Consider the following 15,267-nt stretch of genomic DNA (forward strand, 5'->3'; position numbering starts at 1 on the left):
GACGCCAACAGAGCCGGCGCCATGGACACGACTTGAGGCAAGCCGGCTCAGTGATTACGGAGTTCTGACGTCATCGGCCTCAGGAGGGCCGCGGGTGCCCCGCGGTCCTACGGTCGGGGCATGCGAGTACTGATCACCGGCGGGGCCGGGTTCATCGGGTCGCACGTCGCGGACGAGCTGTCCGCCCAGGGCCACGACTGCGTGCTGCTCGACGCGTTGCTGCCCGAGGCGCACGGCTCGGTTCCGTCGCTCGGCCACGAGCTGGTCGTCGGCGACGTGACCTCACCAGACGTGCTGCGACCGTTGTTGTCCACTGTGGACGTGGTGTGCCATCAGGCCGCGATGGTCGGGCACGGTGTCGATCCGTTCGACGCGCCGTCCTACGCGCGGCACAACGATCTCGGCACGGCGGTGCTGCTGGCCGAGATGTACCGGGCCGGGGTGTCGCGGCTGGTGCTGGCGTCGTCGATGGTCGTGTACGGCGAGGGGCGCTACCGGTGTCTGTCGCACGGCGTCGTGCGGGCCGAGCGTGCCGCCGCCGACCTGGAGAGGGGCCTGTACGAGCCGCGGTGCTTCTGCGGCGACTTCCTCGTGCCCGAACTGGTGCCTGAAGATGCGCCTCTGGATCCGCGGAGCACCTATGCGGCCACCAAGTTGGCTCAGGAGCACCTGGCATCCGCGTGGGCACGGCAGACCGGCGGGAGCGTGTGGGCGTTGCGGTACCACAACGTCTACGGCCCGCGGATGCCGCGCGACACCCCGTACGCGGGCGTGGCGTCGATCTTCCGGTCGGCTCTGCAGAACGGTGTCGCGCCGCGTGTGATGGAGGACGGCAGGCAGCGCAGGGACTTCGTGCACGTCACCGATGTGGCGCGGGCGAACTTCCTCGCGCTGTCCTCGCCGCGGCCGGGTTTCGAGGCCGTGAACGTGTGCTCCGGATCTCCGCACACGATCGGTGAACTGGCCTTCGCGCTGGCCGAAGCGTGCGACGGGCCGACGCCGTCGATCGTGGGCGGGGCGCGGCCTGGCGATGTGCGGCACGTCGTCGCGTCGCCCGCGAAGGCGTTGGACGTGCTGGGTTTCGAGGCCAAGGTCGGGTTCTCGGACGGTGTGCGGGAGTTCGCTTTCGCCTCGCAGCGGGAGCCGGTCACCACTCCGTGAGGATGAGGTGGTTCACCGCCAGGGCCGTGACGGCCTGGGCGATGAGCCACCTCTTCTTGTGGTCGAGCTTCGCGGTGCCGGCGAGCAGCCAGATCGCGAACGGCAGCCAGATCCGTTCGGTCTCGGCCTTGCTGAGGCCGGACAGATCGGCGGCCAGGATCGCGAGGCCGGCCGCGATGATCCACTTGTCCTTGCGCAAGCCCGAGACCCCGGCGGGCCCGATGACGAGCACGAGCGCCGCCAGGTTGGCCCACACCCAGTACCAGTACGGCCTGGGCGTGCCGACGCCCTGGTAGTAGCGGACTTTCACCAGCTCGTAGCCCTCGTACCACCAGAAACCCAGTGCGGCGAACGCTCCCACCACTGCGGCCGCGCCGGCGACCGCCAAAGCGATCCGGCGGCCGGTGACGCCGAGCTCTCCTCGCTGCCACACCGCGACGAGCGCGAGCGGGACGAGCAGCACCAGTCCGTAGGACAGGAACAGGCTCCAGCCCAGCACGACGCCGCCCAGCAGCGGCCACCTGGTGAGCAGGTAGATCCCGACGGCGGCAACACCCATGAACATGCCGTCCGCCGACGCCCCGACCCACACCGCGCCGGGGAACAGCACCAGGAACGGCAGCACCGCGTTGTCCCCGATGGCTTTCGGAACCGCGACCACGGCCAGCGCGCCGACCAGGACGCAGAAGATCGACGCGACCGTCCCTCCCCCGAGGCCGACGCGGTCCAGCGCGACGAACGTGAGCGTCGCGCCCGGCGGGTGGGCGGAGGTGTGCGTGGTCCACGAGTCGGGCTGGTAGTCGAGGATGCGGGAGGTGAACGTCCTGAGCATCGCCGGCACGTCGGTGATGCCCGGTACCTCGTGCAGGTACTCGTGATAGGTGGTGAGCCTGGTGACGAACCGCTCCCACCCGTCGATCATCGCCAGCGAGAACGTCCACGCCACCGCCGTCACGTACGCGATCGGCAACGCGAACCGGTGCCGCGCCAGCTCGGGTCCCTTGGCGACGACCAGGAACGCGATGAGGACCGCCGCCGGTGTGCCGGGCCCGACGTGCAGATCCCACTCGCCGAAGATCGGCGCGGCGGACGCGAAGGTGAGGCCGGGGTACTTTGCGTTGAGAACGAATCCGGCGATGACGGCGGCCGCGACGAGCAGGCCCGCGATGACTAGACGCACCGCGCCCAACCTAGGGGGTGTCGTGGGTGCTCGCCGACCACGCAAGACAATCGTAAGAACTCTTTGGTGCGTCACAATTCTGTAAGCACCACAACACTTTCCGATGGTCCAGGGTGGACACATGGATGTCGTGTTGCCCTGCCTGGACGAGGCCGCCGCACTGCCCGCGGTCCTCGCCTCCCTGCCACCCGGCTACCGCGCGATCGTCGTCGACAACGGCTCGTCCGACGGCTCGCCCGAGGTTGCCGCTTCGCTTGGTGCTCTTGTCGTGCACGAGATTCGTCGCGGTTACGGCGCCGCCGTGCACACGGGTCTGCTCGCGGCCACCTCCGAGTTCGTGGCCTTCGCCGATGCCGACGGCTCGCTGGACCTGGCCGAACTGCCCGCGATGGCCGCGCTGCTGGCCTCCGCCGACCTGGTGGTGGGCCGCCGGGTGCCGGTGTCTTCTGGCGTGTGGCCGTGGCACGCGCGGGCGGGCAACGCGGTGATTTCGGGGCTGCTGCGGCGCCGAGGCCTGGACGTGCACGACATCGCGCCGTTGCGGGTGTGCCGGCGGGAAGCGCTGCTGGCGCTGGACGTGCGGGACCGGGCGTTCGGCTATCCGCTGGAACTGCTGGTGCGTGCGGCCGCTTCGGGCTGGCGCGTGCGCGAGGTCGACGTGACCTACGGGCCACGGGCGGCGGGGACGCGCTCCAAGGTGTCGGGCTCGGTGCGCGGCACCTTGCGGGCGGCGCGGGACATGGCGGGGGTGCTGCGATGAGGTTCTGCCTGCTGATCATGGCCAAGTCGCCGGTGCCGGGCCAGGTGAAGACCCGGCTGTGCCCGCCTTTGTCACACGAGGAGGCCGCCGACGTGGCGGCGTCGTCGTTGCTCGACACGCTGGAGGCCGCGCTGGCCACGCCGGGCGCGGTGCCCGTGGTGGCCCTGGCGGGGGCCGTGCGGCGCGAGGACGTGCGGGACGCGCTCGCGGAGTGCGTGGTGATACCGCAGCGTGGCTCATCGTTCGCCGAACGGCTGGTGCACGCGCACGCCGACATCGCGCGGTTCGGGATGCCGGTGCTGCAGATCGGCATGGACACGCCGCAGGTGACGCCCGCGCTGCTGGAGTCGTGCGCATCGTTCGAGGAGGCGGCGCTCGGGTTCGCCCTGGACGGCGGCTGGTGGGCGCTGGGGTTGCAGGATCCGTTGCGCGCCTCGGTGTTGCGTGATGTGCCGATGTCGCAGGCGGACACGGGATTGCGGACCTTCGAGGCGTTGCAGGGGCTGAAGGTGCACCAGCTGCCCATTCTGTCCGATGTGGACACGATGGTGGACGCCCGCGCGGTGGCCGCCCAGGCGCCGCGAGGGAAGTTCGCCGCGACCCTGGCGACGATCACCACCAGCCGGCTCGCGGGCGCTTCGACGGTGGGCACGGCGGTGACCCGATGATGTTCGACCAGGCACTCCGAGGTCACGCGAGCTGGCTCGACTTCGCCGGCACGACCCCGCGCAAGCTCTCCGTCGACCGCTGGCAGGCCGATGCCGACGACGGCGACTCCGTGCTCCTCGACGTCTGCACCGGCCCCACCCTCGACATCGGCTGCGGCCCCGGCCGTCTCGTGGCCGCGCTGCTGGCCCGCGGCGTCCAGGCGCTCGGCGTCGACGTGTCGCCGGAAGCGATCCGGCGCACCACCGCACGCGGCGGCATCGCGATCCGCCGCGACGTCTTCGACCTGCTACCCGGCGAAGGGCGCTGGCACCACGTGCTGCTCGCCGACGGCAACATCGGCATCGGCGGCAACCCGGCCGTGCTGTTCCAGCGCATGAGGGAACTGCTCAAGCCCAGCGGAACTGTTGTCGCCGAGGTAGAGCGGCCCGGCTCCGGGCTGACGGTCGGCCAGGCACGAGTGCGCACGGAAGGCACGCTCGGCGCCTGGTTCCCGTGGGCGTGGAGCGACGCCGAGTCGGTGCCCGCCGACGGGTTCTTCCTGCTGTGGCAGAAGGAAAGCGCCGGGCGGTTCTTCGCGTGTTGGGAGAAGCTGTGAAACTTCTCGGGAAGCTGCCGGTCTTCAAGGCACCCGCGCACCACACGGGCGTGACCAGCCGGGTCGGGACGTGGCTCGGCATCACGTTCGGGCTGTGCTTCGTCACCGGGCTGCTCAGCCACGGCGTGCAGCACGACTGGCCGTGGCCGACCCGCCCGGTCGACCTGTACCGGGTCACGCAGGGGATCCACGTGATCTCCGGGGTGGCGTCGATCCCGTTGCTGCTGGCCAAGTTGTGGAGCGTCTACCCGAAGCTGTTCGAGCGGCCACTGATCAGGAACGTCCCGCACGCCCTCGAACGCGGCTCGATCTTCGTGCTGATAGCGGCATCGTTCTTCGAGCTGGTCACCGGGCTGTTCAACGCCGCGCAGAACTACCCGTGGTCGTTCTACTTCCCCACCGCCCACTACGCGGTGGCGTACGTCGCGATCGGGGCGCTGCTCGTCCACATCGCGGTGAAGATCCCGGTCGTCCGGCGCACGCTCGAACCGGCATCGACCGAGCAGACCCTGTTGTCCCGCAGGGCTTTCCTGCGCACGACCGCCCTCACCACCAGTGTCGCGGTCGTCGCGACGGCAGGTGTCACGGTGCCGTTCCTGCGCAACATCTCGGTACTGGCGTGGCGGTCACCGGGTGAGCTGCCGGTGAACCGGACGGCGAAGGACGCGAAGATCGTGGTGCCACCGGACTGGCGGCTGCAGGTCGGCGCGAAGAGCTACTCGTTGCGAGAGCTCCAGGCCATGCCGCAGACCACCGTCGAGCTGCCGATCGCGTGCGTCGAGGGCTGGAGCCAGAACGCGACCTGGACCGGTGTCCGGGTCGCCGACCTGGTCGGCAAGGGCGACATCAGGGTCAAGTCGCTGGAGCAGGAGGGGCTGTACCGGGAGACCATGTTGCCGGAGGCGTTCGCGCAGGACCCGTTGACGTTGCTCGCGCTCGAGCTCGACGGCGAGGACCTCAGCCCGGACCACGGGTATCCGTGCCGGCTCATCGCGCCGAACCGGCCGGGTGTGCTGCAGACGAAGTGGGTCACGTCGTTGGAGGTGCTGGCATGAGCACTCGTGTCGCGGGAGGCGCGAGGGTCGTCCTGGGCGCCGCGGGCGTGGGCCTGGGCCTGTGGGGCGCCTGGCTGCTGCTCCCCCAGATCACCGTCAACCTGCTGATCTGGCTCGGCGGAGGCGTTGTCCTGCACGACTTCCTGATCGCACCGCTGGTCGGAGCGTCCGGCTTCGTGATCAGACGGCCGTCGATCGGCATCGGGCTGGTCGTCTCCGGGGTGCTGATGATTCTCGCGTTCCCGTTGCTGTGGCGGGAGCACAGCGGATCGGTGAACCCAGGACTGCACGACCGCGACTACCCCACCGGAGTCGCGGTCGCGCTGGGCCTGGTCTGGGCCGCCGTGGCCCTATACGAGGTCGCGGCGCACCTTCAGAAGCGTCGCCGTGCCGACGAAAACCACGATGTAGCCGACGAGGAACAGGGCCGCCGTCGTGCCGCTCAGGTCGTTCAGCACGCCGGGAGCACCGGATCCGCCGACCGCACCGGCCAGGTTGCCCGCGGAACCACCGGGCAGGACCTTGGTCAGGGACTCGACCGGCCCGAGCAGGGAACCGACGCCGCGCAACAGGTTCTCGGTGACGATCGCCCACATCAGCCCGAGACCGACGGCCAGCGCGGGCCCCTTGGTGATCACGCCGAGGAACACGCCGAACCCCGTCCACATCGCGGCGATCAGCAGTGACGCCACGATCGGTTTCCACACGTCGACGCCGGGCAGGCTCCAGTCCCAGCCCTCCAGCGACGCCACCGTGATCGACGCGCCGAGGTTCACCACGAACGTCAGCGCCACCAGGAGCACCACGATGATCCCGAGAGCACCCAACGTGCCCGCCATCGCCGACACCCGGCGCGGACCAGCCGTGAGCGTGGTCTTCCAGGTGCCCCAGCCGTAGCCGGAGCCGATGGCCAACGCGGCGAGCACCAGGATGATCGCCCCACCGAACATCGGCAGGCCGCGCACGACGGCCGCGCCCACGTTCTCCGGCTGCATCGCGCTGATCAGCTGCTGCTGGGACTGGCCGCGGGTGTTGGTGCCACCGTTGAGGGCAAGGTAGTTGAACACGTAGCCGAACGTCAGCGTCATCACCAGCCAGACACCGATCAGCACCCACGTCGCCGGCCACTTCCACAGGCGAAGCAGCTCCGCCTTGACGCTGCCCATCACGCCACTCCCGTCATCTCGAAGAAGACCTCTTCCAACGTCCGGCGCAGCGGCCGGACCTCCTGCACGTCCACGTCGGCGTGGACGAGGGTCCTGATCAGCGCGCCGGGATCGGTTTCCCGGACGTGCAGCACGTCACCGCGCAGTTCGCTGCCCTCGATCAGCACGTGCGCCTTCTCGATCGGGTCTGCCTTGATCAGCAGCACGGTGTCGCCGCGCAGCTGCTCGACCGTGCTCTCGGCGACGAGCCTGCCGTTCGAGATCACGCCGACCCGGTCGCAGATCTCCTCGACCTCGCCGAGCAGGTGGCTCGACAGCAGCACGGTCTGTCCCTGGGCGGCGAGTGCGCGCACCAGGTCGCGCATGTCGGCCATGCCGGCCGGGTCGAGGCCGTTGGTCGGTTCGTCCAGGATCAGCAGCTCGGGCTGGCCGAGCAGGGCCGCGGCGACGCCGAGCCGTTGCTTCATGCCGAGCGAGTACCGGCGGAACTTCTCGTTCGCGGCACTCACGAGGTCGACCTGCTCCAGCACGGCTTCGACGTGCGTCCTGGCCACGCCGCGGCGGTGCGCGTGCACCCGCAGGTTGTCGCGGCCGGACAGGTAGGGGTAGAAGCCGGGTCCCTCGATCAGCGACCCGACCTTCAGCAACGCCTTGGGGGTGCCCGGCGCCTCACCGAGCACGCTCGCGGTCCCGCTGCTCGGCCTCACGAGCCCCAGCAGCATGCGGATCGTGGTCGTCTTGCCCGCGCCGTTGGGACCGAGGAACCCGTAGACCTCGCCCCGCCGCACGGACAGACTGACCTCGTCCACCACGGCGCGGTCGCCGTAGCGCTTCGTCAGCTTCTCCGTCGTCACGATCATGGGTACTAGCTTCGGCCTGGAAGCACTGCGGGTCGTCAGCTCCGGAGCGTCATGAAGATACGCACATCTGCGTACGCGCCCGGTCGTATCGTCAGCATCATGCGGATCAAATGGCAGGACATCGCGCTGACCGCGGCGCTGTTGTTCTTCGGCCTCGTGGGCACGCGGTTCGCCGCACGCCTGCAGGGTGCTCACGACCTCGACGTCCTCGCCTACCTGCTCATCACTCTCGCAGCGGCAGGCCTGCTGTTCCGCTCGGTCCGTCCGCTGTGGACGTTCGGCCTCACCACCGTCTCCATCGCCGTGTACCTGGCCTCGGGCTACCCGTTCGGGCCGATCCTGATCAGCGGCGTCGCGGCGATGTACGCCGTGGCCACGTACTCGTCCATCGAGCTGGCCGCCGGGTGCGCCCTGCTGTACGCGCTGGCGATCCTGCCGTGGTGGAACGACTCGATCACCTCGTGGATCACCTGGTCCGCGGGCTGGATCCTGCTGCCCGCCGCGGCAGGCGTGCTGATGAAGCTGCGCCGCCGGTCCGCTGTGGACGCTCGCGAGCACGCCGTTGTTTCCGAGAGGTTGCGGCTCGCGCAGGAAGTCCACGACGTCGTCGGCCACGGGTTGTCGGTGATCGCGATGCAGGCGGGTGTGGCGTTGTACGTGCTGGACAAGGATCCCGCGAAGGCCCGCGCCTCACTGGAGGCGATCCGCGACACGTCCAAAGAGGCGTTGGACGGCCTGCGGTCCGAACTGGACACCCTGCGCGGCTCAGCTCCTTTGCGCCCAACGATTTCTCTGGACGACATCCCCGCTCTGGCATCCCGGATGCGCGAGGCGGGCCTCGAGGTCTCGGTCGAGGTGGACGCGCCGGAGCTGCCCGACAACTACCAGATGGCCGTCTACCGGATCGTGCAGGAATCCCTGACCAACGTCCTGCGCCACTCCTCCCCCGGTGTCACCGCGTCCGTCCGCGTGTACCCGGTGCGTGGTTCGCTGATCGTCGAGGTCGCCGACACCGGAACGCCCGCCGCGTTCGTGGAAGGCCACGGCATCACCGGCATGCGCTCACGTGCCTCGGCTCTCGACGGCACGCTCGAAGTATCCACATCGCACGGTTTCCAGGTCACCGCCCGGATACCGTTGCCCTCATGATTCGCGTGGTGGTGGCCGACGACCAGCCCCTGGTCCGGATGGGCCTGCGGACCCTGATCGAGACCGAGGACGGCGTCCAGTTCGCCGGCGAGGCCGCCGACGGCCGCGAAGCCCTCTCGCTGATCCAGTCGGTCAAGCCGGACGTGGTGTTCCTCGACATCCGCATGCCCCTGATGGACGGCCTCGAAGTCCTGCGCCGTGTCTCGGCCGACGCTGCGTGCGCCGACGTTCGCATCGTCATGCTCACGACGTTCGACCTCGACGAGTACGTGTTCGAGGCGCTCAGGACCGGCGCGTCCGGCTTCCTGGTGAAGGACTCCGACCCGACCGACCTGCTGCGCGCCGTCCACGTGGTCGCCGACGGCGGGTCTTTGTTGTCCCCGTCTGTGACGCGGCGCGTGATCGACCGGTTCGCGTCCGGCGCCTCCGCCCGGCCCGTGCCGCACCTCGACAAGCTGACAGAGCGCGAGCGGGAGATCATGCGGCACGTCGCGTCCGGCGCGTCCAACGACGAGATCGCGGCGGTGCTGGTGATCTCGCCCGCGACGGTGCGCACGCACGTGTCGCGGGCGATGGTGAAGCTGGGCGCACGCGACCGCGCCCAGCTCGTCGTGTTCGCGGTCCAGTCAGGCCTGACGTGACTCGAACGCGGCCTTGAGCCCGGCGGCGACCTCCGGCGGGATCGAGTCGTAGGAACGCGGCGGCTGCGGGTCGTACTCGATGCCCACCTGGACCGCCTGCGCCACCATCTCGCCGAACTCGGCCTCCACCAGCCGCAACGCCATGTCGATGCCCGCCGACACGCCCGCGCCCGTCACCACCTTGCCGTCGAACACGACCCGGTCCTCGGACACCTCCACGCCACGGTCCGACAAATCCGAACGCGCGGCCCAGTGCGTGGTGGCCTTCGAGACCAGTCCGGCCTCGGCCAGCAGCGTCGAGCCGGTGCACACCGAGGTCGTCCACTTCGTCGTCGGGTGCACCTCCCGCAGCCACTCGACGACGCCGCCGGAGTCCTTCAGCAGCTCCCGCCAGTGCCCGGAGCCAGGCACGACGATGATGTCGGTCGACTTCACAGCGGAGAACGTGTCGGTCGGGACGACGACCAGCCCGTTGTCCGACTTCACCGGCTCCAGCGACGCGGCCACGAACCGCGCGGTCACGACCGGGACCGAGCCGAGGACCTCGAACGGGCCCACGAAGTCGAGAGCGGTCATGTTCGGGTAGAGCACGAACGTGGCTTCCATCAGGCAACCCCAGTGGTCCGGAAACGGGCGCGGTAACTGCCCGGCGACACGCCGAGCACGCGCAGGAAGGCCCGTCGCAGGGTCTCGGCCGAGCCGAAACCCGACTGGCGGGCGACGAGGTCGAGCGAGTCACCGCTCGAAGCCAGCCGGTCGGCTGCGGCCTCGACGCGGGCTCGTTCGACGTAGACAGCTGGCGAGACGCCCACGCTGCGGGAGAAGACGCGGGCGAAGTGCCGCACGCTCATCATCGCCTTGCGGGCCATCACCGGGACGGTCCACTCGCGGGTCGGGTCCGCGTGGATGTCGTCGAGCAGCGCCCGCAGCGAGTCGTCCGACACCGGCCGGGAGCGGGTGTGCACGCTGAACTGCGACTGGCCGCCCGAACGCTGCAGGAAGACGACCAGGTACTGCGCGATCTTGCGGGCCAGGCCAGGACCGTGGTCCTGCTCGACCATGGCCAGCGCGAGGTCGATGCCCGCCGTCACGCCGGCCGACGTGGACACCTGGCCGTCGCACACGAAGATCGCGTCCGGCTCGACCTCGACACCGCGGTTCTCCAGTTCACCGGTGAACGCCCAGTGCGTGGTCGCCCGCCGCCCTTCGAGCAACCCGGCGCCGGCCAGCACCACGGCCCCTGTGCAGACCCCGGCGACCCGCCGCGACTTCAGGGCGAGCCGCCGCAGGTTGGTCGTGAGCACCGCGTCCGACGCGGCCTCGTCGTACCCCCAGCCGCCGACGACCAGCAGCGTGTCGATCTCGCGGTCGAGCGTGCGCAGGTCCGCCCCCGCCTCGATCCGCACCCCCGCCGTCGCGGTGAACGGGCCACCCCCGAGTGTGGCCAGCGTGACCCGGTACCGGTCGCCCCCGTAGTTCGCTGCCTGGAACACCTCGATCGGTCCCGCCAGGTCCAGCAGCGCCGTGCGGTCGTAACCGACCACGACTATTTCCCTCAGATTCCCCACACCTCCACTTTCCTCATCAGCGGTAGTGGCGGCAACGCCATATCTGCCTCGCATTCGGCCAGCTCGGTAGGATTGCGCGCGATGCGACGAGTCCTGCCCCTCGCGGTGATCGGTTTGCTCGCGATCCTGCTGATCGTGAGCGACCACCCGTTCCCGCCGCCCTCCGACCCCGATCGCGAGTCCAGGACCGCGGTCGTGGCCCTCGGCGACAGCACGATGTCCGGTGAGGGCGCGGGAAACTACGAGCCCGGCACCAACGGCGAGGACGGCGGCAACTGGTGCCACCGGTCGGCCGCGGCGTCGATCATGAAGGCCCAGATCCAGGCCGACCGGAAGATCAACCTGGCGTGCTCGGGCGCGAACTCCGACAAGCTGCGCAACGACCAGCTGCCGCAGCTGCGCAAGATCGCCGGGTCGGACCGGGTCACCGCGATCGTCGTGGCCATCGGCGCGAACGACGACCCGCACTTCGCCGAGGTCCTCAACAAGTGCTTCGAGGCATGGGGCAAGCGCAACGACTGCACGTCATCGGTGGCGGCGGAGTGGTCGAAGCGCGTGCGGCGGATGGTCCCCAAGGTCGAGAACACGCTCAACGCCATCCGCCAGACCATGCGCGACTCCGGCTACCCCGACGCCGGCTACCAGCTGGTCGTCCAGTCCTACGCGGCGCCGGTCTCGCCGAAGATGCCGCGCTCGCTGCAGAACCTGTCCGGCTGCCCGTTGCGCACCTCCGACCTGGAGTGGGTCGTCGACGAGGCGGTGCCGGAGCTGTCGAACGGCCTGCGCACGGCCGCGCAGAAGGTCAACGCGCGGTTCCTGGACCTCTCGCGCGCCGGCGAGGGCCACGAGGCGTGCGTGAGCAAGCCGCAGAACGAGTGGTTCACGCGCCTGACGGTCGACTGGGAAGGCCTGAAGAACGAGAAGCGCGCACCGCACGCGTTGCAGGAGTCCTTCCACCCCAACGCTCTCGGGCACGAGCAGATCGGCCGCTGCCTCACCGAGTTCCTGGCGACCGACAAGCGCGACGGCACGTGCCTGCCCAGGCTCGACGGCGCGCTGGGCCTCACGACCGAGGGCTGACCCAGCGCCGCACCTCCGCGAGCGGCCAGCCCGGATCACCGTTGCGGGCGAAGGAAGCCCACGCCGCGGCGATGTCACCGCGGAACATCGACGGCACGTCCGCGCCGTGATGCGCGGGCGGCCCGGCGTAGATCGACCGGAATGCCCGCCCGTGCTCGTCCGCGAGCCGCGCAGTGGGCCGCTGGAACAGGTCAGCGTCCTCGTCGGCCGTGTGGCACACCAGCAGATCCACGTCGTACGGCCCTTCCAACGGCGACCGCGGCAGCGTCCAGCCATCCACGATCGGCTGGTACAGCACGACATCCGGCTCAGCAGCCCGTTGCACCGCGACAGCTTCGTCAGGCGTGAAGAACCGCCCGGCCAGGCTGTGCGCGATCGCCTTGTGGAACAAGCCTTTCGCGGAAGGCATCACCATCAGCGACGCCACGGTCTGCGCACCCGACGACTGCCCGGCCACCGTGACGTTGCCCGGATCCCCGCCGTAGCGCACGATGTTCCGCTGAACCCACCTCAACGCCGACACGACGTCCAGCAGCCCGCGATTGTGCGGAAACCCTTCCAGTGCACCGTATCCGTCGACCGCGAGCCGGTAGTTGCAGCTGACGAACACCACCCCGTGCGAGGCCAGCACATCGCCCGCGTACTCGGGTTGCGAGGACGAGCCAACGGTGTTCGCACCACCGTGCACCCACAACAACACCGGCGCGTCAGCGTCCACTGTGGACCACACGTTCAAGGTGTGCGGGTCCCCGAACGCGCCGGCCGGCTCGCCGTCGCAGTCCACCGGTGGGTGGAGGCGCAGCGAGCCGACCGCGGGTTCGGCGTAACGGATGCCCAGGTGGGGGCTCAAGCCTCCACCGGAACCGGGACCGACGGCAGCACCCGCAGGTTCGCCGCCGCCCGTTCGAGCTGCGAGAGAACACTCGGACGCATCGAGGCGATCTCCTGGTCCGCCGCGGCGCCGGCGATCTCCTGCATCAGCACCTGCTGCGGGTGATCACCCTCGGCGTCGGCGACCGCCAGCACGCGGAAAGCCGTGCCGGGCGGGAAGACCACACGTTCCTCGGTGGCCACGGCGACGCGGTCCGCCACCTCGACCCGGCGGCCGGTGACCGACCACAGCAGGTACTCGGTGGCGCCCTCGACGCGCTGCGCCGGGTTCGCGATGGCGTCGAGCAGACCGTGCTCCACCAGCACGTCGCCGCTGCGGTAGCGACGCGGACCGGTCGGGCCGCTCTGCCCCCACACCACCGCCACGCCGGTGTGCAGCGGCAGGCGGTTCAGGCCTGACACGATGCACGCGACGTACGGGCGCAGGCGGCCGAGCCGGCCCATGCGCAGCGTTTCGACGACCATGTCCTCGTCCTGCGACACGCACGCCAGCAGCGCCGTCAGGTCGGTGACCATGGCCTCGAACGCGGCCGGATCCTCCTCGGCGTCCGGGCGCTGAGCCAGCAGCCTGCACACGGTCGCCGCGTGCACGCCGTAACGCTCGCCCAGAGCGCGCCGGACGGCGTCACGCTCCAGATCCGAGCTGTTGTGGTCCGGCAGCACCGTCTCGCGCTCACCGTTGCTCTGGGCCGGGAGCTCCCACGACGCCAGCGGCTGGCTCGGCAGCGGACCGTCGACCCGGAACCGGACAGCGGCCGCGTCCGGGTCGTCCGACGGGAACGCTGCCTCTTCGGCATCGGCCACGACCTGGGCCGACACCGAGACGGTCGCGGTCTCGGACGGCGGCAGCTGCACGTAGGCGGGCTCGGGCTCGGCCGGGATGTTCGCGGCGAAGAGGCCCGTGCCGTTGCCCGGCGAGTCGCGGTTCGACAACGCCTGGGCGGCAGCACCCAGCGCGGCCCCGATCGTCGAGGCGTTGTTCTGCGTGCCGAACGTGGGCTGAGGGGCCTCGGCCACGGCGTGCGCGGGCGCGGCGTGCTGCGCGACAGGCGCGGTGGGAGGCGGCGGTGGCGGTGGTGGCGACACCTTGGCGTCGCAGAACACGACCCGCAGCAGCTTCCGGACCTCGGGCTCAAGGCGTTCCACGAGAGCGGCACCGTGCACCGCGACCGCACCGGGCGTGGTGCGCCCCGGCGTGCCCACGGTCAGACGCGCCCACTCCGGGTCAACGGGCTGAGAACGCACGTCGGCCGCGTTGTACGGCTCGTCGTGCTCACGCACCCACAGACCGGACGGCACGACCTCGAGCACAACGCCGTCGCCGAGGGAGAACACGCCGGGCTCGACCTCGGTCAGTCCCTGCACCGGCGCGCGGTACCCGGACACGACCGGCACCGGCTCGTGCGGCGAGCACATCACCTCGGTCACGAACGGCCGCCACGTCTGCTGCCCGCGCGGGTCGACCGCGACCACCGCGGGTCCGCCCGAGCGCAGGTTGCCGACCGGCAGACCGGTGAACATCGCGATCGGCTCGCCGAGCTGGTCCGCGACCAGGCGTCCGAGCGCGGTGTCGATGCCGTACGGGACGAGCCGCACGCGCGAGCGAGCCGCCTGGGGCAGCGCGGTCAGCAGCCGGCACACCTCGTCGGTCGGGATCGCCGACTGACCGGGCCCGCCGACCACGACGGTCAGCACGTTGTCACGGCACGGCAGCGCCACGATCGGGCGCGCGTCCTGTGCGGCCGGGTCGAACGGCGGCTGCTGAGCACGCAGCCACAGACCGGCCGGAATGGGCTCCGAGATGCCGATCTCGCCCGTCGGCCACGGCGAGTTCGGGTCCATCGCCTCCCACTGCGGCACCGGGAACCGGCGGCCGAACGGCATCGGCGACGCGTTCGGCTGGAACCGCACCCAGCTGCCGTAGCCCTGGGTGCCGACGACGAACGCCGCGCCGGGCACGGTGGTCAGCACGCCGTCCGGCGCCACGACCTCGGACTGCAGCTGCTCGGCGAGCCACTGCGCCGGTGCGGTAGGCCGCATGGTGCCCGCGTGCGACACCGCGAGCCTGATTGGCCCGCGGCCGCCGAGCGCGGTCACGACGTGCGGCCAGAAAGTGCTCTGGTCGCCGCTCGGGAAGTCGACCACGACCACGGTGCGGCCTCGGTCGACCGGCAGGGTGCGGGCGAGGCCGGACGCGGCCTGGCTGGGCCCTTCCGGTGCGGATACAACGAGCGTCGCGCCGACGAAGTTCGCCGCGAAGGGCGTCCTCTGCGGCAAGGGCTCCGGCGGCGGCGCTGCTGCCGGGGGCTGCTCGACGGGGTACAGATCCGTGTTCATAGCCGGGTTGTGCGCTACGGACGCCTGGGTCTGTGTCTTTTGGTCGCCATGGGCGGCGGCACGTCGGCCCATCAAGCGCCTGATCACCTCCGTGCCATCCCGTTCACTCGCCCTTTCGGCTTAATCGGGCAACGGTCGTGCACGCTACCAAGACG

15 protein-coding genes are annotated in these 15,267 nt (G+C 70.4%); 8 read left to right on the forward strand and 7 right to left on the reverse strand.

The features are described from left to right. Positions 1-120: 120 nt before the first annotated feature. Positions 121-1,161 (forward strand): NAD-dependent epimerase/dehydratase family protein, encoded by a 1,041-nt coding sequence (locus UK23_RS16690; RefSeq protein WP_045312458.1) that lies wholly within the window; start codon positions 121-123, stop codon positions 1,159-1,161. On the opposite strand, the gene UK23_RS16695 is transcribed toward UK23_RS16690, so the two are convergent. After that, positions 1,148-2,341, reverse strand: coding sequence for a hypothetical protein (locus tag UK23_RS16695; protein ID WP_231114527.1), 1,194 nt, complete (start codon positions 2,339-2,341; stop codon positions 1,148-1,150). The genes UK23_RS16690 and UK23_RS16695 overlap by 14 nt on opposite strands. Positions 2,342-2,462: 121 nt before the next feature. On the opposite strand from UK23_RS16695, the gene UK23_RS16700 reads away from it, so the two are divergent. The 4 genes from UK23_RS16700 to UK23_RS16715 are packed head-to-tail and all read left to right on the forward strand — an operon-like array spanning position 2,463 to position 5,420. After that, the gene (locus UK23_RS16700) at positions 2,463-3,101 is read left to right on the forward strand and encodes a glycosyltransferase family 2 protein (RefSeq protein ID WP_045312459.1); all 639 of its coding nucleotides are present in this window, start codon (positions 2,463-2,465) and stop codon (positions 3,099-3,101) included. Then, complete coding sequence (locus tag UK23_RS16705; RefSeq protein WP_045312460.1) at positions 3,098-3,769, forward strand: TIGR04282 family arsenosugar biosynthesis glycosyltransferase; 672 nt, start codon at positions 3,098-3,100, stop codon at positions 3,767-3,769. Before UK23_RS16700 ends, UK23_RS16705 begins: the two co-directional genes overlap by 4 nt. After that, positions 3,766-4,365, forward strand: coding sequence for a class I SAM-dependent methyltransferase (locus tag UK23_RS16710; protein WP_045312461.1), 600 nt, complete (start codon positions 3,766-3,768; stop codon positions 4,363-4,365). The genes UK23_RS16705 and UK23_RS16710 overlap by 4 nt, the downstream gene beginning before the upstream one ends. Further along, a complete protein-coding gene (locus tag UK23_RS16715; protein ID WP_045312462.1) occupies positions 4,362-5,420 on the forward strand; it encodes a molybdopterin-dependent oxidoreductase in 1,059 nt (352 codons plus the stop codon). The genes UK23_RS16710 and UK23_RS16715 overlap by 4 nt, the downstream gene beginning before the upstream one ends. A gap of 350 nt (positions 5,421-5,770) precedes the next feature. Here the strand turns inward: UK23_RS16715 and UK23_RS16720 are convergent, their stop codons facing one another. Together UK23_RS16720 and UK23_RS16725 are read right to left on the reverse strand one after the other, a co-directional pair. Beyond that, complete coding sequence (locus tag UK23_RS16720) at positions 5,771-6,586, reverse strand: ABC transporter permease subunit (protein WP_045312463.1); 816 nt, start codon at positions 6,584-6,586, stop codon at positions 5,771-5,773. Next, the gene (locus tag UK23_RS16725; protein ID WP_045312464.1) at positions 6,586-7,446 is read right to left on the reverse strand and encodes an ABC transporter ATP-binding protein; all 861 of its coding nucleotides are present in this window, start codon (positions 7,444-7,446) and stop codon (positions 6,586-6,588) included. The genes UK23_RS16720 and UK23_RS16725 overlap by 1 nt, the downstream gene beginning before the upstream one ends. Before the next feature lie 99 nt (positions 7,447-7,545). Here UK23_RS16725 and UK23_RS16730 point away from each other — a divergent pair, with 99 nt between their 5' ends. Together UK23_RS16730 and UK23_RS16735 are read left to right on the forward strand one after the other, a co-directional pair. Continuing rightward, the gene (locus UK23_RS16730; protein ID WP_196777767.1) at positions 7,546-8,595 is read left to right on the forward strand and encodes a sensor histidine kinase; all 1,050 of its coding nucleotides are present in this window, start codon (positions 7,546-7,548) and stop codon (positions 8,593-8,595) included. Beyond that, positions 8,592-9,236, forward strand: coding sequence for a response regulator (locus tag UK23_RS16735; protein WP_045312466.1), 645 nt, complete (start codon positions 8,592-8,594; stop codon positions 9,234-9,236). Before UK23_RS16730 ends, UK23_RS16735 begins: the two co-directional genes overlap by 4 nt. Here the strand turns inward: UK23_RS16735 and UK23_RS16740 are convergent. Beyond that, on the reverse strand, positions 9,222-9,842 hold the full coding sequence (locus tag UK23_RS16740; protein WP_045312467.1) for a DJ-1/PfpI family protein: 621 nt from the start codon (positions 9,840-9,842) through the stop codon (positions 9,222-9,224). The genes UK23_RS16735 and UK23_RS16740 overlap by 15 nt on opposite strands. After that, entirely contained in the window at positions 9,842-10,804 is a 963-nt protein-coding gene (locus UK23_RS16745) for a GlxA family transcriptional regulator (protein WP_231114528.1), read from the reverse strand. The genes UK23_RS16740 and UK23_RS16745 overlap by 1 nt, the downstream gene beginning before the upstream one ends. An 81-nt stretch (positions 10,805-10,885) precedes the next feature. Here UK23_RS16745 and UK23_RS16750 point away from each other — a divergent pair, with 81 nt between their 5' ends. Further along, on the forward strand, positions 10,886-11,884 hold the full coding sequence (locus UK23_RS16750; RefSeq protein ID WP_045312468.1) for a GDSL-type esterase/lipase family protein: 999 nt from the start codon (positions 10,886-10,888) through the stop codon (positions 11,882-11,884). Here UK23_RS16750 and UK23_RS52695 read toward each other — a convergent pair. Both UK23_RS52695 and UK23_RS52700 read right to left on the reverse strand, forming a co-directional pair. Further along, positions 11,868-12,734 (reverse strand): carboxylesterase family protein, encoded by an 867-nt coding sequence (locus UK23_RS52695; protein ID WP_052684725.1) that lies wholly within the window; start codon positions 12,732-12,734, stop codon positions 11,868-11,870. The genes UK23_RS16750 and UK23_RS52695 overlap by 17 nt on opposite strands. Next, a complete protein-coding gene (locus UK23_RS52700) occupies positions 12,731-15,112 on the reverse strand; it encodes a hypothetical protein (protein ID WP_052684726.1) in 2,382 nt (793 codons plus the stop codon). Before UK23_RS52700 ends, UK23_RS52695 begins: the two co-directional genes overlap by 4 nt. Positions 15,113-15,267: the final 155 nt, after the last annotated feature.

The organism is Lentzea aerocolonigenes (genome assembly GCF_000955955.1).
Classification (GTDB): Bacteria; Actinomycetota; Actinomycetes; order Mycobacteriales; family Pseudonocardiaceae; genus Lentzea; species Lentzea aerocolonigenes_A.